This window comes from Acidobacteriota bacterium (assembly GCA_040754075.1).
GTDB lineage: Bacteria > Acidobacteriota > Blastocatellia > UBA7656 > UBA7656 > JBFMDH01.
Window position 1 is genome coordinate 112,372 of record JBFMDH010000006.1, and the last position, 21,401, is coordinate 133,772.

General features: G+C 49.8%; 20 protein-coding genes. 18 read left to right on the plus strand and 2 right to left on the minus strand.

The annotated features are described in order from the left end of the window. Positions 1–24 precede the first annotated feature (24 nt). The 16 genes from AB1757_08680 (at position 25) to AB1757_08755 (ending at position 15,926) form a co-directional block, all read left to right on the plus strand. On the plus strand, positions 25–945 hold the full coding sequence (locus tag AB1757_08680; protein ID MEW6127100.1) for a phosphatase PAP2 family protein: 921 nt from the start codon (positions 25–27) through the stop codon (positions 943–945). Positions 946–1,383: 438 nt separating this feature from the next. Continuing rightward, positions 1,384–2,010, plus strand: coding sequence for a helix-turn-helix transcriptional regulator (locus AB1757_08685; protein ID MEW6127101.1), 627 nt, complete (start codon positions 1,384–1,386; stop codon positions 2,008–2,010). 150 nt (positions 2,011–2,160) lie between these two features. Further along, on the plus strand, positions 2,161–2,430 hold the full coding sequence (locus AB1757_08690; GenBank protein MEW6127102.1) for a PqqD family protein: 270 nt from the start codon (positions 2,161–2,163) through the stop codon (positions 2,428–2,430). A 486-nt stretch (positions 2,431–2,916) separates the two neighbouring features. Further along, entirely contained in the window at positions 2,917–3,117 is a 201-nt protein-coding gene (locus AB1757_08695; GenBank protein ID MEW6127103.1) for a hypothetical protein, read from the plus strand. A 52-nt stretch (positions 3,118–3,169) separates the two neighbouring features. Next, positions 3,170–3,304, plus strand: coding sequence for a hypothetical protein (locus AB1757_08700; GenBank protein ID MEW6127104.1), 135 nt, complete (start codon positions 3,170–3,172; stop codon positions 3,302–3,304). Positions 3,305–3,627: 323 nt separating this feature from the next. After that, entirely contained in the window at positions 3,628–4,569 is a 942-nt protein-coding gene (locus AB1757_08705) for an NADH-quinone oxidoreductase subunit C (GenBank protein ID MEW6127105.1), read from the plus strand. Between the two features lie 81 nt (positions 4,570–4,650). Then, positions 4,651–5,784 carry an NADH-quinone oxidoreductase subunit D gene (locus AB1757_08710; protein ID MEW6127106.1) on the plus strand — a complete coding sequence of 378 codons (1,134 nt, stop codon included), beginning with the start codon at positions 4,651–4,653 and terminating at the stop codon, positions 5,782–5,784. A gap of 64 nt (positions 5,785–5,848) precedes the next feature. After that, positions 5,849–7,180, plus strand: coding sequence for an NADH-quinone oxidoreductase subunit NuoH (gene nuoH / locus AB1757_08715; GenBank protein MEW6127107.1), 1,332 nt, complete (start codon positions 5,849–5,851; stop codon positions 7,178–7,180). A gap of 143 nt (positions 7,181–7,323) precedes the next feature. Further along, on the plus strand, positions 7,324–7,869 hold the full coding sequence (locus AB1757_08720) for an NADH-quinone oxidoreductase subunit I (GenBank protein MEW6127108.1): 546 nt from the start codon (positions 7,324–7,326) through the stop codon (positions 7,867–7,869). Positions 7,870–8,037: 168 nt separating this feature from the next. Next, complete coding sequence (locus tag AB1757_08725; protein MEW6127109.1) at positions 8,038–8,634, plus strand: NADH-quinone oxidoreductase subunit J; 597 nt, start codon at positions 8,038–8,040, stop codon at positions 8,632–8,634. Positions 8,635–8,804: 170 nt separating this feature from the next. Continuing rightward, positions 8,805–9,140 (plus strand): NADH-quinone oxidoreductase subunit NuoK, encoded by a 336-nt coding sequence (gene nuoK, locus AB1757_08730; GenBank protein MEW6127110.1) that lies wholly within the window; start codon positions 8,805–8,807, stop codon positions 9,138–9,140. 91 nt (positions 9,141–9,231) lie between these two features. Then, the gene (nuoL, locus tag AB1757_08735) at positions 9,232–11,382 is read left to right on the plus strand and encodes an NADH-quinone oxidoreductase subunit L (GenBank protein ID MEW6127111.1); all 2,151 of its coding nucleotides are present in this window, start codon (positions 9,232–9,234) and stop codon (positions 11,380–11,382) included. 109 nt (positions 11,383–11,491) lie between these two features. Continuing rightward, positions 11,492–13,270, plus strand: coding sequence for an NADH-quinone oxidoreductase subunit M (locus AB1757_08740; GenBank protein ID MEW6127112.1), 1,779 nt, complete (start codon positions 11,492–11,494; stop codon positions 13,268–13,270). Positions 13,271–13,372: 102 nt separating this feature from the next. Beyond that, positions 13,373–15,037, plus strand: a complete 1,665-nt coding sequence (locus tag AB1757_08745) for an NADH-quinone oxidoreductase subunit N (protein MEW6127113.1) — start codon at positions 13,373–13,375, stop codon at positions 15,035–15,037. 11 nt (positions 15,038–15,048) lie between these two features. Further along, positions 15,049–15,285, plus strand: a complete 237-nt coding sequence (locus tag AB1757_08750; GenBank protein MEW6127114.1) for an AtpZ/AtpI family protein — start codon at positions 15,049–15,051, stop codon at positions 15,283–15,285. Positions 15,286–15,350: 65 nt separating this feature from the next. Beyond that, complete coding sequence (locus tag AB1757_08755; protein MEW6127115.1) at positions 15,351–15,926, plus strand: hypothetical protein; 576 nt, start codon at positions 15,351–15,353, stop codon at positions 15,924–15,926. Positions 15,927–16,083: 157 nt separating this feature from the next. Here the strand turns inward: AB1757_08755 and AB1757_08760 are convergent, their stop codons facing one another. Next, a complete protein-coding gene (locus tag AB1757_08760; GenBank protein MEW6127116.1) occupies positions 16,084–17,328 on the minus strand; it encodes a sialidase family protein in 1,245 nt (414 codons plus the stop codon). A 25-nt stretch (positions 17,329–17,353) separates the two neighbouring features. Continuing rightward, the gene (locus AB1757_08765) at positions 17,354–17,731 is read right to left on the minus strand and encodes a PPOX class F420-dependent oxidoreductase (GenBank protein ID MEW6127117.1); all 378 of its coding nucleotides are present in this window, start codon (positions 17,729–17,731) and stop codon (positions 17,354–17,356) included. A gap of 186 nt (positions 17,732–17,917) precedes the next feature. On the opposite strand from AB1757_08765, the gene AB1757_08770 reads away from it, so the two are divergent. Continuing rightward, on the plus strand, positions 17,918–19,246 hold the full coding sequence (locus AB1757_08770; protein ID MEW6127118.1) for a hypothetical protein: 1,329 nt from the start codon (positions 17,918–17,920) through the stop codon (positions 19,244–19,246). A 290-nt stretch (positions 19,247–19,536) separates the two neighbouring features. Then, positions 19,537–21,357 (plus strand): ABC transporter substrate-binding protein, encoded by a 1,821-nt coding sequence (locus AB1757_08775; protein ID MEW6127119.1) that lies wholly within the window; start codon positions 19,537–19,539, stop codon positions 21,355–21,357. The last annotated feature ends 44 nt before the right edge of the window (positions 21,358–21,401 follow it).

A 21,401-nucleotide genomic window follows, 5' to 3' on the forward strand; every position in this document is an offset into this window, starting at 1 on the left:
GAAATTTTTATCAAGGGTTCATCTTTGGCGACGCATCTGGCAATCAAACCACGCTTACAATTCTGGCAACTGGCTGTGGGGCTTTGTGTGCTGGCGTATCTGGCGCTCGGTATATTGACTCACACGTTGAAAACCTATCACTGGTTTTTATTGCTGGCGATTCCGGGGGCACTATTTGCCGCTGAACGCGGTCGTCGATTTTTTATTGACTGGCTGCCGCTTTTTGCTTTCTGGTTGGGCTACGACCGCCTGCGTCTCGTCCAACCCCATTTGCTATCACGCGTCGTTGTCGAAGCGCCATATCAATTGGAAGCCTGGCTATTCGGCTGGTTGTTTGCGGGCGAAGTGCCGCCGCATGCGCTCAGAATATGGCTTGCAACCAACAGCCAGCAATTTTTCGCGCAGGCAATTTTGCTCAGTGCTCAACTCATCTATTTTTCACACATCTTCATCTTTCCATTGCTGATGCTTTTCTGGTGGTTGAAAAGCGTGTGGTTTGGCGCAAGCCGCGAAATTTTCGCGCGTCACCTGCGGGCTTTTACCATTTTGAACGCTCTGGCGATTCTCACCTATTTGCTCTTGCCCGTAGCGCCGCCCTGGTGGGTGAGTTTATATGGTAACGCGCAACCGAACGCGGAACTGGTGGCGCAAACCAATATGGCGATGGCGATGGATGGCGCGCTGGTGCAAAAGATGATTGGCACCGCGCCGATGTGGTTTGGCGCAGTGCCTTCGTTGCACGGCGCTTATCCGGTGCTATTTTTTCTGCTCGCCCTTCGTCAAAGAAATTTTTCTCTGCTTACGGGGATTGTCGTCTATGGTTTGGCGATGTGGTTTTCCACTGTAGTGCTCAATCAACATTACATCATTGATTTATTTGCCGGTGCGATTCTGGCATTTGCGGCTTACCGGTTAGGCGAACGCCTCTCCAGAAGATTTCGCTGAGAATAAAATACGCTTCTTAAAAGCGAAAGCTTTGTCCTCGGATTAAGCGGATTGAACCGATAAAGCGGATTACATTTTTGCGATGAATCCGCCCAATTCGTTTCATTCGTTCAATCCGCGGATAACTTTTTACCTTCGGCTGATGAGCCAACCAACTTGCTAAGTTATCCTGAATGAGCCTGCGGCTTCTCAAAGAATAAAAGCTGAAAAATTATAAGTGTTGACAAGGTTAAAAGCCTAAATTATAAAAGGCTCGAAGCTACAAATAGTCCCGGAATTTTATAAAAGCAGGGCTAAAAATTATCTCCTTTTTTTCCCTGATGTTCCTGCCCCTTATGAATCGTCTCTTTGCTAATGATTGCTGAGGTTTTTGTGCCTGAAGGGAATGAACGGATTGCGACCTCTTCATTAGTAGAACAGGAATCAAGGAAAATATCTATGCTCGCTCAAAGTTCTTTTGTCTCTGTGCCCGTCGAACCACCGCCATTTTTTCAACAAGGAGAGCGGTTCTCCTCACTGGCTAATATCCTTGACGAAATCAACGAAGGCGCACTCTTACTCAATGAAGAGGGACAGTTGCTCTGGCGCAACCGCGCGTTTGACAAACTTCTGGTTGATAATCGCGAAGGTCATCTGTTGGTGGCTGCCGTCATTGAATTCGCTTCGGACTTTTATCAAGACCTCGATGGCGCGGATTTTTCAGGCAATCATCGCGGCAGTTCAAAAATCTATGATGCGACGGTCGGGCGCGTCGAACATGAATTCGTATTCTCGTTATTGCCCAAAGGCATGCTTGGAGCCGATTGTTTCCTGCTCTGTGTGGTCAAACGACTGGCGTCCAGATGGTCGAACTATGAAGAACACCTGCGCCAGAGTTGGTCGCTTACCGAACGCGAGGCGCAAGTCGCTGTTGAATGCCTGCGCGGCAAAAAGAATCTGGAGATTGCCGATTATCTCAAAATCAGCGTCGAAACGGTCAATAAACATCTGGATAAGGTTTATCAAAAGGCAGGGGTTCGCGGACGCGCCGAACTGGCATCGCGCCTCCTGGACAGCACATTTTAATTTGCCAAATTCAATTTTCTTGCAACGCGCATAAGCTTCGGTGTCGGAGTTTGTGCGCGTTGGCGTTTGTAGACCGCCAACTATTTTGCATCGGCTGCACTTTAAAATGAACTTGCAAGGACTCGGTGGCAGCGATTATTTTTTAATCCGATGCAAATCAATAAATCCATTGCAACTGTTTTCACGCCGCTTGATGATGGCACGGGCATCTTACTTAATAAAGAGACGAAATCCACCTACAGCCTGAATCGCACCGGGTCATTGCTTTGGAAATTGCTCGAAGAAGTCCACAGCGTGTCGCTTGACGACCTGGTGTTGATTACCTGTGAACGCTTTGATGTTGGCGAAGATGATGCGCGGCTGGCGCTGCTTGCCTTCGTTGACCGCCTGGAAAAATACCGCATGATTAAACTCTCCTGAAGTAATCGCCTGATAAATTCCGCAAGGTCGCCACTGTTTGTATAGTTTATTTTGAATTCGCGGATGCTTACCTGACGGCATTTGTCAGCCCGGTTATTCCAGTTTTTGTTACACCGATTTGGGGAAGGCGCAGTGCAGGCTTTTATTTTTAATAATTTAGGCTTACCCAAACAGGGCTGAGCCTTTGGCACGAGCCTTGCCAAATGAAACAGCGTATCTCGAAAGTATGCAGCAATCGGGGTCACGGGGGCGACGCAGATTGCTGCTAACTTAGGGAAGCGACAGAAGCACTTTCAATGAGCCACAGCGGGTTAGGGTCACGGGGGCGACGCTGACCTACTGTGGCTTACTTACATGCTCGACTCCCCCTGAGCAAAGCGCTTATTCAAAATATTTTTATCTCCCTTTAACGCTGTCTTAACAACTCAGGAATATAATCAACCTTCTAAGAGATGTAATTCTTGAAAGGAGTATGGGGGATTGATTATGAACAATTCGATTTCCAATATACAAAAAAACATCGCGTCATTTGTGCCGGGCGAAAATGTTGAAACCAGTTTCGGACCCGGTGTGGTTTCAAGCGTCAATCTGATTGATTCGCTGATTTATGTGGCTTTGTCACGCAAGCCCAAAGCGCTCTACATTTTCAAACCTGAACAATTGAATGAAGCAACGGCTGGCGTATAACAGAGCCTCACACTGGCTTGCGAATCAACTATCGCAAGTTGTTCAGGAGGCAATGATGGAATTTATGACCGTAACCGGAACGCAGGATGGTCGTCGCTATATCGCGATTTACCGAAAATGGTTTAACGAAAAATTGAGCGCCTGGGAACTCAATATGGTTCCGGGCACGTTGCGCTGGTTGAGCTGACGGCTTCCCGCAATTGATTTCAACCGCCATCAAGTAATCGAAATCAACCTCACCCACCCTTGAACGACGGCTCTTCGTCCTCTCTGAATTTGCTTATTTTCCCTTCAAATAGCCGATTTTATCGCTGCCAGGCATCCGTCATCTTTATTAACAAAGCGTTTTCCTAAGCCACGATTGACAATGCTTTCAAGCGTGTGCTAAAAGCAATCCCGTCAAGTAAGCATATAGTTTTTTCCAGCAGCAATACTCAATAATCGAAAGTTTACGAGTAAGAATTTCTGCGCGTTGACGCTCTCTTAAAATGCGCAAGTGCGGGGTTGAAAATGTCAGACGAAACCAAAGACCCTAACGCAACTCAAGACACGCCTCAGACGGAAGAACCGCCTAAACCGGAAGCGGTTCCGGCTTCTACAGAAGCCGCAGCCAAATCGCCAGACGCCAAACTCACCGAAACTGCCAACGTTGAGTCATCAGCGGAAGCCGATAAACCCGTCGATGCCAAGCCGGTTGACACACCCTCAACCGAAACTCAGACAAAACCTGAAGCGCCTGCTGAAGTATCAACAAAACCCGAACCCCCTAAAGCTGAAGCGCCCGCAAAACCTGCACCGCCGCCGCGTCCGCCCGCGCCGCCCAAAGCCACGCCGACGGCTGCCGCCGCAGGTGGACACAAACCGCCCGCGCCGCCCGCAAAAAAAGGGCCGGTCGTTACGGTTGAGATTACCGACGATCCGTTTATTGATAAAATTAAAGCTAAATTCGGTGATGCCATTTCAGAAGCGGTCGCAACTTACGGACAGAAAATTGTCCGTGTTAAAAAAGCGACTTATCACGAATTGCTTGAGTTTTTGCATGATGACCCGGACAGCGAGTTCGATATGCTCGCGGATTTAACCGCCATGCATTATCCGGCAAAAGCCGGTGAAGAGTTCGATATTGTCGCGCAGCTTTATTCAACGACGAAAAATCAACGGTTGCGCGTGAAGACCGCGGTTGCCGATGGCGAAGATGCGCCGAGCGTCACGGATATTTGGGAAGGGGCAAATTGGATGGAGCGCGAAGCCTACGATATGTTCGGCGTCAAATTCAGCGGACACCCGGATATGCGCCGCATCCTACTGCCGGAAGATTGGCCCGGCTTTCCGCTTCGCAAAGAATATCCGATTGAATATCGCGACAATGAGTGGACGGATAAACACATCGAATATCGCGAGGTCGATTACGATACCAGTTTGATTAATGTGCGTTATGCAGAACGCCGATAAATAGATTTTAGTTTGTAGCCCATAGTCCGTAGTTCAGATTTCTGCTACGGGCTACGGGCTACAAACTGCGGACTCATCAATATGCAATCCATCGAAGTAACCAAACCACACGAAACGTTACTCGACACCGAAGAGATGGTGTTGAATATGGGACCGCAACACCCTTCGACGCACGGCGTGTTGCGCGTCATTTTAAAGCTTGATGGCGAGACCGTCACCGACCTTGATTGCGATGTCGGCTACCTGCACAGAGGCGTTGAAAAGATTGCCGAAAATTGCACCTATCAGATGATTACCCCTTACTGGGATCGGCTCGATTACGTTGCCGCGGTTTCAAACGACCTGGTTTATGTCGAAGCCGTCGAGAAATTGTTGCAGGTCGAAGTGCCGCGTCGCGCTCAGTATTTGCGGGTGATTTTAACCGAACTGCAACGCATTGCTTCGCATCTGCTGTGGCTTGGCACCCACGCCATTGATATTGGCGCAGTCACTGTGCTGCTTTATTGTTTCCGCGAGCGCGAAGAGATTTTGAAAATCTTTGAAGATTTCATCGGCGCGCGCTTAACGGCGCATGCGTTTCGCATCGGTGGTTTGTGGTGGGATGCTTACCCGGAATTTGTTGAGCGGGTGCGCGCCTTTATTCAGATGATGCCCGGTCGCATTGATGAATACGAAACCCTGTTGAACACCAATCGCATCTGGCTGTCGCGCACGGTCGGCATCGGACATATCTCTGCCGAAGACGCGATCAATTACAGTTTGACGGGTCCTGTGCTGCGCGGGTCGGGGGTCAAATATGACATTCGCAAAGCCAATCCCTACTCGGCGTATTCCGAATTCGATTTTGAAGTTCCGATTGGCGAAAACGGCGACACCTATGACCGTTATCTTTGCCGCATGGCTGAACTCAGGCAATCGCTGCTTATCATTGAACAGGCATTGAATGGATTGCCGGAGGGACCGGTGATGGCGAAGGTGCCCAAGATTATCAAACCGCCGGTTGGCGAAGTGTATCATTCGATTGAAGCGCCGAAAGGTGAAATCGGCGTTTATCTGGTGAGCGATGGAACCGGTAAACCCTATCGCATGCGTATTCGTCCGCCTTCATTTATTAATCTGCAAGCGTTGAAGAAGATGTCCATCGGGCATCTGGTCGCAGATGTTGTGGCAATCATCGGAACGATTGACATCGTTCTGGGCGAAGTTGACAGGTAATTTCAGTAATGAGTGATGAGTTATCGCTCGTCATTCTTTACTCATCACTGATCACTGAAGAACTATGCAAGCACTCCTAACTATAACGTTGTTTGTTGCGCCGGAATGGGTGAGAAATCTGACAGGCGAAAAATTGCCCAATGTTTTCTGGGCTGAATATGTCGTCTGGCCGCTCGTTCAAATTATTGTTGTGCTTTTCATCATTCTGACGCTGGTGGCTTATCTGGTTTATGTCGAGCGTAAGGTATCGGCATTCATGCAGGCGCGACTCGGGCCGATGCGCGTTGGTCCTTGGGGACTATTGCAACCGGCTGCCGACGGACTCAAACTCTTACTCAAAGAAGACATCATTCCGATTAAAGCCGACAAAGCGATTTTCCAACTCGCGCCGATTATTTCGGTCGCCGCGGCACTCGTTGTGCTGGCGGTCATTCCCTGGGGCGCGGCTTGGGCAACAATTGCCAACGTCAACATCGGCTTGCTGTTCATTCTCGCGGTGTCCTCGGTCGGGGTGCTTGGTTTAGTGCTTGCCGGTTGGTCATCGAATTCAAAATATTCATTGCTTGGGGCGCTTCGTTCATCGGCACAGATGGTGAGCTATGAAATCGGCATGGGACTTTCAATCATCGGGGCATTGATGTTTGCCCGCACCCTGTCGATGAACGGCATCATTGAAGCCCAACGCGCCGATGGCATCTGGTATTTTCTTTTTCAACCGCTCGGCTTTCTGGTTTATATCATCAGCGCGCTTGGCGAAACCAACCGCGCGCCATTCGATTTACCCGAAGCCGAATCCGAACTCGTCGCCGGTTATCACACGGAGTATTCGGGCTTTCGCTGGGCGCTGTTTTTTATGGCGGAATACACCGCGATGATTGTCACGTCGGCAATTGCGGTTACACTCTTTTTAGGCGGCTGGTCGTTTCCAGGATTGGATTTGATTAAAGACCCGAATATCTATGTGATTGCCAGCGTCCTGGTTTTTGCCGCAAAAGTCATGGCGTTGATTTACGCTTATATGTGGTTCCGCTGGACGTGGCCGCGTTATCGTTACGATCAGTTGATGGAACTCGGTTGGAAATGGATGATTCCGGCAGGGTTGGTGAACATCGTCCTCACGGGAATTTTATATGTGCTGGCAATGCCGAAATCGCGCGGTGGATTTTTTGATTTCATGCACGAAGTCAACGGGCGGTTGACGCCAACCGGCGCGGGAAAAGTTTTCTTTATTGTCACCGGTTTTTTAATCACCATTCCGGTGTCGTGGGCGATACTCGCATACATCAATCGCCATTCGCCGGATTTCAATTTAGATGAACAGCGACAGTTGCAAATCGCTTTGCGGCGCGAACGGCTGAAGAAAATCGAAGCGCAGTCGCCCGCCGAATCGAATTGAAAATCGTCTTAGGTTCAACCAGCGGTCTTTGACCGCGACCTGGTGAGAAAGCGATTGACTATTTAGCGAGTGGTCTTTGACCGCACAATCAATGGCGTTAAACCATATTGAATTTGTCCTAATAAATTTGTAGTAGGTGAATTATGACAGTCACATCAGTGCCGGGAAGAAGGCGAACTTTTACGAATGCCATCAAACGGCTGCTTTTGATTGATTTATTCAAAGGTCTGGCAGTGACCTTTAAATATAATCTTCGCGCCTTGTATGAAAAACGCGAAGGCGGCAATCCCAATCAGGCGATTTACACCGAGCAGTATCCGCTCGAACCGGCTCGCGTATCCGAGCGGTTTCGCGGCGCGCCGCGTCTCAACCTCGACCCGGAAACCGGCGGCACATTGTGTATTGCCTGCGACCTGTGCGCGCTGGCGTGCCCGGTTGATTGCATCACCGTCAACTCGACCCGTCGCGAAGTGCGTGACGGCGAAAAGGTGAACAAGAAAAAAGTGCTCACCACCTTTTTCTTCGACACCTCGCGTTGTATGTTTTGCAATCTCTGTTCGGAAGCCTGCCCGACCGATTGTCTGGAACTGACGCAAAGCTTCGAGCTTGCGGTTTATCACCGTTCAGGTTTCCGCTGGGATAGAGAAATGCTCGAAAAGGGCGTGAAGTATGTGAAATATAATAAGTAGTCCAGAGTCTGGAGTCTGGAGTCTGGAGTCAAAATAAAGAAAAGTGAAGTATGAATGATGAGGTATGAACAATTAAATTATTCTTTCAGTTCATCGTTCCGACTTTATCGTTTTCCTAAATTCTGACTCCCGACGCCAGACGCCAGACTCCAGACTCCCGGAGAATGGATGCAACTACACGGATGGGAAGCAGTTCTCTTTTATGTACTGGCGTTTTCGACGCTGATTATGGGTGTGCTGGTGGTGTCGGCGCGCATCGCTGTACATTCGGCGCTTTTTTTAATCGGCACGCTGGTCAACATCGCCTTGCTGTTTATTCTGCTGCGCTCTGAATTCGTCGCCGGTGTGCAGATACTGGTTTATGTCGGCGGCGTGATGGTTTTGTTCCTGTTCGTCATTATGCTGGTGCAGACCCGCGCCGAAGAAGAGGCGAAAATCAAACTCTACACCGGGCAGATGTGGAGCGCCGTGGTCATTGCCTTGCTGCTTGCGGGCGGATTCTTTTTCGCCATGCATCCGGCGCAACCGGCATTTCGTCCGTCAATCGAAGCCGCGCAGGAAACCCAGAGTAAACAGGACGAAGCCACCGAACGCACCCAAGCCGGTGCCGGTCAGGCAATTTCCACCGACACTCAGGATGTCGGTCAGGCGCTTTATAAAGAAGCTGCGCTGCCTTTTGAAATCGCTTCGGTGTTGTTACTCGTCGCGATGGTTGGCGCGGTGTTGCTCGCACGCGGCACCAAACAAGAGAGCGAGCATAATTGATTCGCAATTTTCCTTCGCCGCATTAATTGATTCGATTTTCATTCGCTCATTTTTGATTCATTGAGGAGAACGCTGTGACCCATCTTCTGTTAAGCGCATTCGGATTCTTAGCATTTATCCAAACTCAAGCTCAACAAAACGAACCATTCCTCAAACGTTTTGAACCGACGCTGGTCAATTTTCTGATGCTCAGTTTTCTGTTATTTGTCGTCGGCATTGCAGGTGTTTTGTCGCGGCGCAATATCATCATCATTTTCATGTCCATTGAACTGATATTGAATGCGGTCAATCTCAATTTGATTGCCTTCTCGCGCTATTTTCAATTGAACCCGGATGCATTAAAGAAGATGGGGCTTGACCCGAATCCGCTTTCCGGGCAGGTCTTTACAATTTTCATCATCGTCGTTGCCGCTGCCGAAGCCGCAGTCGGACTAGGTATCGTCATCTCGCTTTTCCGCAATCGCGAAACCGTCGAGGTTGACGAAATTGATTTATTGAAATGGTAACTAGCAAGTAATGAGTAATGAGTGATGAGTGATGAGTGGATAGCCCACAACTTACTCATTACTCATTACTCATTACTCATCACTTGGAAATATGTTAAAACTCGTTTGGCTTATACCCGTCTTACCCCTCATCGGCTTTTTAATCAATTTCATTCTCGGCAAAAAGCTTGCCCTCAGCGAAAAGGCTGTCTCTGTAATTGCCTGCGGCGTCATTCTGTTGTCGCTGTTGCTGACCATTGGGGCGTTTTTTGACTACAAGTACAACTTCAATCCGCAGAATGAAACCAAGCCTTATGTGACGAGTCGCGAAGGCGGCTTTGGCTTCACCTGGATGCCCGGCGGTCGCGCCCATCAAACGCAAGGTGAAGAAGCGGGAAAGCTTGCGAATTTCAACATCGAGTGGAGCTATCAAATTGACCAACTGTCGCTGGTGATGATGTTCGTCGTCACCTTTGTTGGTTTTTTGATTCACGTCTTTGCCACCGGGTATATGCACGGCGACACCGGATTTTATCGCTTTTTCGCTTACCTCAATCTGTTTATGTTCATGATGCTTCTGCTGGTGATGGGGTCGAACTTCATGATTATGTTCATCGGCTGGGAAGGCGTAGGGCTTTGTTCGTATCTGCTCATCGGTTACTACATCAATAAACAGGAAGCGGGCGACGCTGCAAAGAAGGCTTTCGTCGTCAACCGCATCGGCGATTTCGGTTTTGCGCTGGCAATTATGGGGGCGTTTGCCACTTTCGGCACTTTGCAATTCGATGAGATGGCGCGCGTGGCAAGCGCCTATCATGTGGAAGCGTTTGGCGCATTTGGACTGATGAGTTGGCTGGCGCTTGGACTGTTTATCGGCGCGACCGGTAAGAGCGCGCAGATTCCGCTCTATATCTGGTTGCCGGATGCAATGGCAGGTCCCACGCCCGTATCGGCGCTGATTCATGCGGCAACGATGGTGACGGCAGGCGTGTTTATGGTGACGCGCACCAATTTTATTTTTCAACGCTCCGGGACAATGATGGCGGTCGTTGCCATCGTCGGCTGCGCGACGGCACTGGTTGCGGCAACCATCGGCATCACGCAAACCGACATTAAAAAAGTGCTGGCTTATTCGACGGTCTCGCAACTCGGCTATATGTTCTTAGGCGCAGGCGTCGGCGCATTCATTGCGGCAATTTTCCACGTCTTCACACACGCCTTTTTCAAAGCCCTGCTTTTCCTCGGCTCCGGTTCAGTGATTCACGGCATGCATCATGAACAGGAGATGCCGAAAATGGGCGGTTTGAAAAAATATATGCCCACGACCTACAAAACCATGCTGATGGGATGGTTGGCGATTTGCGGCATTCCGATTTGGGCAGGCTTCTTCTCGAAAGACGAAATTCTCTGGAGCACCTTCAATTCGCACATCTTCGGCGGCGCAAAAGTTTTATGGATTATCGGCTTGATTACTGCTGGCATCACTGCCTTCTATATGACGCGGTTGATGACGCTGACCTTTGAAGGCGAAGAGCGATTTAGAAAAAACCCTGATGCGCATTCAGCGCACGGACATGATGGGCATGGTCATCACGGCACATTTGAACCGCACGAATCGCCGCAGAGCATGACTGTGCCGCTCATTGTGCTGGCGTTCTTTTCGACTTTCGTCGGACTTCTGGGCATTCCGCACTACAGCGCCTTCGAGCATTGGCTTGAACCGGTGATGGATAAACCGCACGGAGCGGAAGCTGCGCATGGCAGTTTCGGGCTTGAGGTGGGGCTGATGATTGTATCGGTTGCCGTAGCCGTTATTGGCATCTATCTGGCGCGACAATTTTATTTGAACAGACCGCAACTTGCCGAAGAGTGGACGAAGCGTTTACAACCGCTCTACAAACTCAGTTTCAATAAGTGGTATTGGGACTGGCTGCTGGATGTAAAAGGCGTCGAAGCAGGCAAGTCCGTAAACAACGCGCTCTGGAAAGTTGATGCGGCAGTCGTTGACGGTGGTGTCAACGGCGCGGGGGCGCTGACGCGCATCTGGGCGCGCATCAGCAACCTCTGGGACAAGTATGTGGTTGATTTATTAGTGAACGCCACCGGCTGGACATCGAAAGCCGGTTCGATTGTTCTGAGAACCGTGCAGACCGGATTCTGGCAAAATTACGCGCTGGTGTTCGCGCTTGGCGTTTTGATTATTCTGGGATTTTATGTTTTCCCGGCAATATCAACGACCTTTAGAGCTTTATTTGGGAAGTAAAAGTTTTTACCACAGAGACACCGAGGCACAGAGATAAAAATATAATTTCTTCTCTGTGTCTCGGTGCCTCTGTGGTTATCCATAAATCTATTCTCTCTCAGGAGATGGCATGAAGAACATTCTTTCATTAACGACCTGGCTGCCGACCATCGGCGCAATCATTCTGCTCTTTTTCAACAAATCGAAAAACGATGCGATTCGCTGGTTTGCCAATATCTGGATGGGGCTTTGCTTTTTAATCTCTATCCCCATCATCACAGGCTATGACAAAGGGCTTGGTGGGTTACAATTCATCGAAGATTACGACTGGATTCCACTGATCGGCGCGCGTTATCAACTCGGCGTCGACGGACTCACGGTGACGTTGATTATTTTAACGACCTTGCTCGGCGTGATTGCGGCGGTCTGTTCGTGGTCTTATATACGCGAAAAAGGGCGCGAGAAAGAATACTACATCATGCTCTTGTTGTTGCAGACCGGCATGATTGGCGCGTTCGTTGCGGCAGACCTGTTCCTGTTTTTCATCTTCTGGGAAGTGATGCTGGTGCCGATGTACTTTCTGATTGGCATCTGGGGCGGCAAAAATCGCCTCTATTCGGCAATCAAATTTTTCCTCTACACACTGGTCGGTTCCGTGCTGATGTTGCTTGCGGTTTTAAAACTCTATTTCGTGTTTCCCGAAGTCGTAAAAGCGCAACTTGAACCGACGCGAGTAACCGCTATGCAATACGCCACCAATCAGGCGACCGGCAGAGTTAATGATGGCATGATGAAGATGGTTGAGGATGCCCTCAAGCGCGCACAAGGCATAGACCCCTCGGATGCAAGCGGCAAAAAATCCCTGCCCACAAGTCATGTCCGCTCGTCGTTTAACATTGCGGCGCTGACGGCAATCGGGCCACACATCAAAACGGTTTATGGCGTGAGCGTGGTTATCTGGATGTTTTTAGGGTTTGCCATTTCCTTTGCGATTAAGGTGCCGATGTTTCCCTTCCACACCTGGTTGCCGGACGCCCACTATGACGCGCCGACTGCCGGGTCAGTTATTCTGGCGGGGGTGTTGCTGAAGATGGGAACTTACGGTTTTATGCGATTTTCCTTGCCGATATTTCCCGATGCCGCAACCCATCCGACGGTCAGAGCGTGGGTGATTGTGCTGGCGATTGTCGGCATCATTTACGGCGCGCTGGTCGCAATGGCGCAAAAAGATGTGAAGAAATTGGTCGCTTATTCGTCCGTCTCGCACCTGGGCTTTGTGATGCTCGGACTGTTTGCCTTGAACCCGAACGGCATCAATGGCGCGGTGATGCAGATGATCAATCACGGCATTTCAACCGGCGCGCTCTTCATGCTTGCGGGTATTTTGTACGAACGCCGCCACACTTATGAGATTGCCGAATTCGGCGGACTGGCAAGCGTGATGCCGACCTATTCGACGATCTTTTTAATCGTTACGCTGTCCTCACTTGGTTTGCCATTGATGAACAATTTCATCGGCGAGTTTTTGGTTTTAAGAGGCGCGTTTGAAGCCAATGTTTACTGGGGCGCGCTTGCCACAGTCGGCATTATTTTAGGCGCGGCGTATATGCTGTGGCTCTATCAACGGGTGTTTTTCGGCGAAGTGAAAAACGACCACAACCGGGAGTTACCGGATATGAATGCGCGTGAAGCGTGGCAATTTGCGCCGCTCATCTTTTTGATTTTCTTCATCGGCATCTATCCGAAACCGGTGCTCGATTTCATCAATCCGCAAACCGAAGCGGTGGTCGCGCAAGTTTACCCGGACTATTTCAAACCGGCTGCTCAACCTGCGGTGGCAAAAGAAAAAATGGAAGGGCAAACCGGCGAAGAAGAAAAAGTTGCGCCCAAAGCCGGTGAGTCGCATTAATCGTCTGAGAGTTTGTACCACCCCTGGTTAGCGGGCGGGTTCTCTCGATATAACGCAGCACGACAGGGCGGCATTTACCGCCTTTCTTACAAAAGAAAAACCATGATCTTAGCACTTCTACAAACAACGGTTGATCTCTCAGCCATCGCCAAACAAACCACACAGTTGCTCATGCCCGAAGTGATTTTGATTCTCTTCGCTTGCGGCGCGCTGGTTCTCGATGTGTTGTTGCCGCGCGGGCAAAAACGCGCCGTCGCGTGGTTGAGCCTTGGCGGATTGGGCGTGTCGCTGGTCTCGTTAATCCTTCTCTACGCAGATGTCTTATCCCAGGGCGGCGCGCGCAAAGGTTTCTTTGACATGATTGTCATTGATACCTATGGCTTCGTTTTCAAAGTGATATTCATCATCGGAGCCATCATCTCTATTTTGCTGTCGATTCGCTATCTCGACGAAGAAGGCGAGCAACGCGGCGAATATTATTCGCTGATTCTGTTTTCCGTAGTTGGCATGATGTTTATGGCATCGGGCGCGGATTTACTCAGTCTGTTTATCGCCCTTGAACTGATGGCGATTTCGATTTACATCCTGGTCGGTTATTTGCGCCGTAGCGAAAAATCGAATGAAGCGGCAATGAAATATTTTCTACTTGGCGCATTTTCATCCGGCATTCTGCTCTATGGCATTTCACTGGTCTACGGCATGACCGGCACCACCAACCTTGCCAACATCGCCGCCGCGCTGCCGACGGTTATCAGTAAAAGTTATGCGCCGCTCGGCACGGTTGCCGATATGCGTTATCTGGTGTTGATGTCCATGATTTTGATGGCAGCCGGGATGTTCTTTAAAGTTGCAGCAGTGCCTTTTCATATGTGGGCACCCGACGCTTACGAAGGCGCGCCGACGTCGGTCACAGCGTTCATGTCGGTTGCTGTGAAAGCCGCAAGTTTCGCCATGTTCGGGCGCATCTTCCTTTATGGCTTATCGGATATTCGCGGCGCGATTGCGGGCAATGCCGCAAATAATATTCCGGGGCTTCCCGGCTGGTGGGCGTTGATGAGCGTGGTCGCTGCCATCACTATCGTCTGGGGAAATCTTGCGGCGCTGACGCAAAACAACACTAAACGATTGCTCGCTTATTCATCGATTTCACACGCGGGCTACACGTTGCTCGGTATGATTGCCGGCAATCGCACGGGCTACACCGGGTTTGTGATTTATCTGTTCATTTACACGTTAATGAACCTGGGGGTTTTCGGGTGCATCATCGCGCTGCGCCGTCAAGGGGTGATTGGCGACCAGATGGAAGACCTCAACGGACTCATCAAAAAATCGCCGTGGCTCACGGTGATGATGACGATCTTTCTGTTATCGCTTGGCGGCATTCCGCCGACCGCGGGGTTCATCGGCAAGTTCTATCTGTTTGCCGGGCTTATTGAAACCGGCAACCCCTGGCTTGTGCGTCTGGCAATCCTTGCGGTGCTGATGAGCGCGGTGTCACTTTATTACTATCTTCGTTTCATTCGCGCGATGTATATTGATGAAGGCAAAGAGAGCGCGCCGATAGCTGCGGCAATGCCGCTCAGGGTTGCGCTGGGGGTTGCGGCAATTCTCGTCCTGTTAATCGGCATCTTCCCGCAGCGGTTGATTGATTTGACACAAAAAGCGGGAGCGGAACCGAAGACTTACATTTATGAAAAGAAGGACGCGACCGAAACCGAAAGTAAAGATGACGAGTCGGATGAGCCGATGCGTTCATCTGCAAAATAAGCAGTAAACCGATGGCAGATGATGAAGAGAAACCGAAAGATGATATCGATTGGCGGCAAGCGTTGACCACCGTCGGGCTTGCCTTTGCAATTCCCTGGATGATCGGCGTTCCAGCCTATCTTGGCTGGTTAGCAGATAAACGCTACGAAACCACTCCTCTTTGGTTTATTGTCGGCTTAATTTTAGGCTTGTTAAGCATGATAATAGACATTTACAAAATTCTTAAACGCCTCGGTCAATTCAAATAAATCAAAACATCCCACAAGAATTTGCCGAGGGTCAGTGCAGTTTGAATCAAGAAGCAGGTTGCCCTATGCCTACAGAAAACTATAGCAATCCCGCCCCACGAGGCGGCTGGACATACACCCAAAGTGATGTTGATACCCTGAGAGAACACATTCAACAAACCGAAGCCGTCAAACGCCGCTGGCTTTTTTTGCTGTTGCTTTTGACCGCTGCCGCGCTCGTTGGCAGCATCATCTGGCTTTCGACCAACTATGCCTTGTATGCCGCAAGCGAAGCGGAGAAGAAAAAACTGAGCGACGAGAATGCCGCCTTGAAAGCGCAACTCAGCAAAACCCAAAAAGAGTTGAGCGTCTATGTTGATAAAGAGAAGAAACAGACCGAAGCCGTCGATAAAGCCAAACAGAGCGTCGCGCAGATGTTGCCGGGGGCGCTTGGCGGCGTCAATGTCCCGGCGTTTGCCAAAATGGTTTACGAATCGCCCAACAGCCGCGTCGAGATGGACAACATCCCGCCAAGCAGTTTGTTTCGCAACTGGAAGATGCCCAATGAAGCGGGCGGCGTTGATGTCTATACACTCGTAGGCGGCAACGTCAGCGGCAAATGGGTAATCTATTCCAACCTGATTTCCAAACAAGCGCAGTGAGCATCTTTATAGCGGTCAACACACTAACTGAGGAAGCGGTCTTTGACCGCGTTATCCTGTAAATCGCGGTCAAAGACCGCTTCCTCAATAGACTGAACACATAAATTGCCAAGTGCTATAGCCTCACCAAGTTTTAAAAATATCAAATCCCCCATTTTTACTTCGCTGTAGATACTTTTAATATCGCAGTGCGAACACGCGCCGGTTGCGTTGGGTCAGTCCACGCAAAAATAATCTCATCTTTAAGCGCGGCGATTTGTGGAAAGCCGCTCGCGCGCGCGCCGCTCGTGGCGCTCACGATAATGCTTGCGCTCGTCTTGCCGCCTGGCTCGATGCGTTTGGCGCGAATCTCGGTTTGCTTTTCGGTATTCTCCAGCCACACCACAAATGCCGAGCCATCCGCAAGCAAAACCACTTCGACACGACCTGCGGGTCTGCCGTCATCAACCTGAACCGGCGCTTTGAAGGTCGCCCCTGCGTCATCGGAAAATGCAAGTTTTACGCGCCCCTGCTCATTTACGCCGGTGAACCACGCGACCGCAACCCGTTTGCCTGATGCCGTAATCGAAGGACCGTTGACCGGGCAACCGTTGATTTTCCAGTTGTCGGCGTAAACGCTTTTCGGCTGTGTCCATTTGCCTTTGACGAAACGCGCTATCGAAATATCGCGCACCTCATCGTTTGACCGGTCACGATAGGCGACAATCAAACCTTCTGAAGTCACTGCCGCAGAGGTCTGACAACACTCGCAGGCGCGTCCGTCAATCTCGCTCTCATCCGATAGTTTGCCGTCCCGCCCAATCGTCGCATAACGCAAGGTCATTTCATTCATTGAAGCTGTATGCGCGTCGTGCCCGTGCCCGTCACTTTTGAATTTGCGCCCGTCCAGCCAGATGGCTGCGGCGCGACTTTCGGAAAGCGGTAACAAGGAAACAAATCCATGTTCGGTTGCGGTGGCGTCTTTATGCGGGGTAAACGGTTTGCTCCAGCTTTTGCCACCGTCGCTTGAACGCGCGATATTGACATCATAGGCAAAGGTATCTTTGCTGCTTTTAACCAGCCAGTGAGCGACAAGCGTACCGTCATCGAGCGCCACCAGCGAAGGAAAATCCGCCCAGTTGACGAACCAGTTTGCGCCTTCAGCAATGGTTTGCCCCATCGTCCATTGGTTCTTTTCATAAATGGAAAACTTCAATGCATGGCGGCTGTCGGCGAGTTTTTCAATCCAGCTTAAATAGATGCGCCCGTCACGCGCCGCAAACAGATTCGGTTCGGCGGAATTTGTGGCGGCAGGCGAATCCAGCATTTGCATTTTGGCTTCCGGCATTTGCGCGAAAACAAATGGCGAAGCAATGAGAAAGTAAAAAATCAGGACGACAATATTTTTTAGACAAGGTTTCATAAATTCAGTACCCACTTTGAAATTTTTAAACCAGATTGATCGCCATCACTGTGCGCTGGCGTTTGCGCAGGCGACTGAACAGATTGCCGATTTTTTTCATCCAGCCATATTTTTTATCAAGCAGTTGATGACCGAGTTGTTCTTCATCGCCCGTGACGATTCGCGCCTCGGCATCAAGCCATTCGCCTTTCAAGTTGCCGCGCATATCGCAAGGCGCAAGGCGAACTTTCGGGTTATGGCGCACCCGTTTGACTTTCCACGACTCGGCTAAAGTATAAACGTAAATCGTGCCCTGGCGTTCGGCAAACCACACAGGCGTCGGAACCCCTGTGCCATCTTTTTTAAAGGTCATCAGATTCAGATAATTTTCATTCGCAAAAGCTTTCAGCCGGTCATCGCTCATCGGGATTGCCTCGCTTGTTTATCATCAAAAAGTGGCGACACTATAACACAACTTCGACATCTGCGTGAATGCTTGTGAACCGCCTAAATCGTGTGGTATAAGCCTCAGTGTTGTTTTGTCTCAGTCTTCTTCAGCAACCATTTAACCGGTGAATTCTAATAATGGAGTCATAACCCTCAAATCAACATGTCAACGTTTACGCTTTTTAAATTTCTCGTAAAACCGATTACTAAAACCGTCGCTTTTGCGCAGGGTGCGGTGTCGGCGCTGTGGACGTTTCCATCGGTGCTGGGGTCTGCGGTTTTAATCGCCTGGGCAGCCGAAGCCGCGCAATTTTTCATCTCTCAGGGGCTTGCGCTTGCCATTCTCGCGTGGTTGCAAACCTTGCCGGAATTTGCCGTCGAAGCGGTGATTGCCTGGCAAGCCGGTAAAACCGTTCTAGCCAGTCCCGATTCGCAGGAAGCAGCGCACGCGACGGCGCTGATGACCGCAAATTTTACCGGCAGTTTAAGACTGCTGGTCGGACTCGGTTGGCCGATGATCTACGCCACGGCATCATTCTTTAAACGCAAAGGCGATGGCAATAAACTGGACGGTATTGAACTCGATGATGAACATTCGGTTGAGGTGATTTTTTTACTCGTTTGCATCCTTTACTTTTTCATCGTCTGGTGGAAAGGCACGCTCAATTTAATCGATTCAGCGATTTTGACAATCATCTATGGTATCTATCTTTTCTTTTTAAATAAAATTCCACCGCAAAGCGAAGAGAGCGTCGAAGACCTTGACCGCGTGCCGCGTTATATCATCGCGCAAAAACGGCTGACCCGAAATTTGCTCATTACCGGACTTTTCATTGGCGGCGGCTTGATTCTCTATTTCGCGGCACATCCGTTTCTCGAAAGCCTGAAATCCATCGCCCTCGGTTTAGGCATTTCAACCTTCGTATTCGTGCAATGGGTTGCGCCGTTTCTATCGGAATTTCCCGAAAAGGTTTCCGCCTTCAACTGGGCGCGCAGAGTCTCTACAGCGCCGATGGCGGTGATGAATATGGTCAGTTCCAACATCAATCAATGGACGATGCTGGTGGCAATGATTCCCATCGCTTATGTGTGGGCGCTCGGACAAAACGGCACCATTATTTTCGACCATCATCAAAGAGTTGAAATTATAATGACCATCGGGCAATCGTTGCTTGGCGCATTGCTGCTTTCCAATATGCGATTTTCATGGTGGGAAGCCCTTTTGCTATTTTTGCTGTGGCTCATACAATTTGTTTTATCGGGTTTTGAAAAACCCCTCGATCCGGGCGTTGAACATAATGCTTTTGCCGTGCAGGTTGGCGGGCTGCTTTCCGTGAGCGCCACCGCTATAGAAAATCTGGCGCGCATCGGTAAAGAAACCATCACCATCCTCTATTTCGTGTGGGCGGGCATCTTGGTTCTTTTAGGATTGACGGGCAGAGGCTTTAGCGTATTCAAAGTCTTTCCAAAAATGATTCGCGAACACTGGTAAAAGAATTTAGGATACAGGCAGAAGAAACGATGAAGGCGGAATGTTAAACGATGAACAAGGTGAAATTCTTTTTGTTCATCGTTCATCGTTCCTACTTCATACTTTCCTTTCCCTGAATCCTGAATCCTGTATCCTGATTCTATTGATTTTCCCTCATCAGCGGCTGCCCCTCCGGTTTGTCGTTTCATCGCTTGTTTATGCAATCCAAGCCATGATATTTCTTTATGCATTCGCGCAAGCCTCAATTAATGCGTCCCCGATATACTGATAAGTTCTCTCGGAGGGAGTTCATGAAAAAATCGCTCTATACAATTCTCATCGCTCTACTGATATTTGCTGCATCTTGTGCGTCCTGTAGTCCAAAACCACCTAAAAGCACGAACGCGCCCAATCCTCCCTTCGAGGGTGAAACGCCGCAAGAAGCTTATCAATTTCCAGGCGAAACGGGCACCTACGGCGGACAACTGGTGATGGCTTCGCCCGATGATATGCAAAAATTCAACATCGTCACCGCCGATGATGTGCCTTCGACTTTCGTGCTCTGGTATCACGTCTTTCGCTGTCTGGTCGATTATCGCAATGGCGCGAATCCGCCGGATTATGACCCGGGCGTCTGCACAAAATACGAAGCCTCGCCCGATGCCAAAGAGTGGACATTCTATATCAGAAAAGGGGTGCGCTGGTCTGACGGTCAACCGTTTACCGCCGATGATGTTTTATTCACCTATGAGGTGATTAAAGATGAGCGCGTGCAAACCCCGATTCGCGATATTTTCACCGAAGGCAAAGACGCCAGCGGCAAAGCGACCTATCCCGAATTGCAGAAGATTGATGACCACACGGTGCGTTTTAAACTCACGAAATCCAACGGCGCATTTCTCGATTCGATTTTCAACCTCTGGTTAATTCCCAAACACAAATGGGAGCAAGCCTGGCGCGAAGGCAAATTCAATGACGCCATGAAAATCAGCGATGACCCGAAAGATGTCGTCGGTCTTGGACCTTTCCGCATTAAAGAATATACCTCCGGTCAACGTGTCGTCCTCGAACGCAACCCTTATTTCTGGAAAGTCGATAAACAGGGACAGCGCCTTCCATATCTTGACCGCATCATTTTCGTGATTGCCAAAGATTTCAATGCCCTCACCGCGAAATTCCAAGCCGGTGAAATCGATGTCATGGATAGAGTGCGCGCCGCGGAATTCACTCTGGTTCAAAAGATGGAAAGCCCCGAAGTCAAAGTCGAAGACATCGGCATTTCGCTCAATCCCAACTGGATTACCTTGAATCAAAACACCGGCACTAATCCGAAAACCGGCAAACCTTATGTTGAAGCCTGGAAACTCAAACTCTATCGCAATCAAAAATTCCGTCAGGCGCTCTCCTTTGCGATTGACCGCGAGGGTTTAGCCAATACGGTGTTTGCCGGTCGCGCGGTGCCGATTTATTCCATCATCACGCCCGGCGATAAAACCTGGTATTCCGACGACATCATGAAATACCCGTATAACAAAGACCTCGCCAAACAGCTGCTTGCGGAACTCGGACTCAAAGACACCAATGGCGATGGCTTTCTGGAAGACGGCGAAGGGCACACAGTTGGAATCAATATCACCACCAATGCCAGCAATTCACAGCGTGTCAGCACCGCGGCATTCATCGTGAAAAATTTTCAGGATGTCGGCATCAAAGCCATTTCCAATCCATCGGATATGAAAGTGATTCGCGAAGCCCTCAGTTCAACCTTCATGTTCGATGCGATTGTTCTCGGTTGGAGTACGGGCGTGCCGCCGGGTCCGCCAAATGTCAAAAATACGCTTTTATCATCGGCGCAAAATCACTCGTTTTTCCCTTTGCAGAAATCGCCATCAACCGAATGGGAAGCGCGTATTGATGAGTTGATAGAAAAGATTGACGAAACCGCCGACCAGACTGAACGCAAACGACTGTTTGCCGAAGCCCAGCGCATCTGGTCAGAACAGATGGCGGAAATCAACACGGTTGCCGAAAAAGTCGGCATCGCTTATAAAAACAAATTCGGCAATGTGCTACCGAGTCCTTTAGACCCGAAATTCTCCTGGAACAGCGAAGAGCTTTACATCAAGAAGTAGTCGGCGGTCAGTAGTCGGTAGCCGGTGTTTGATTTGAAAAGTAA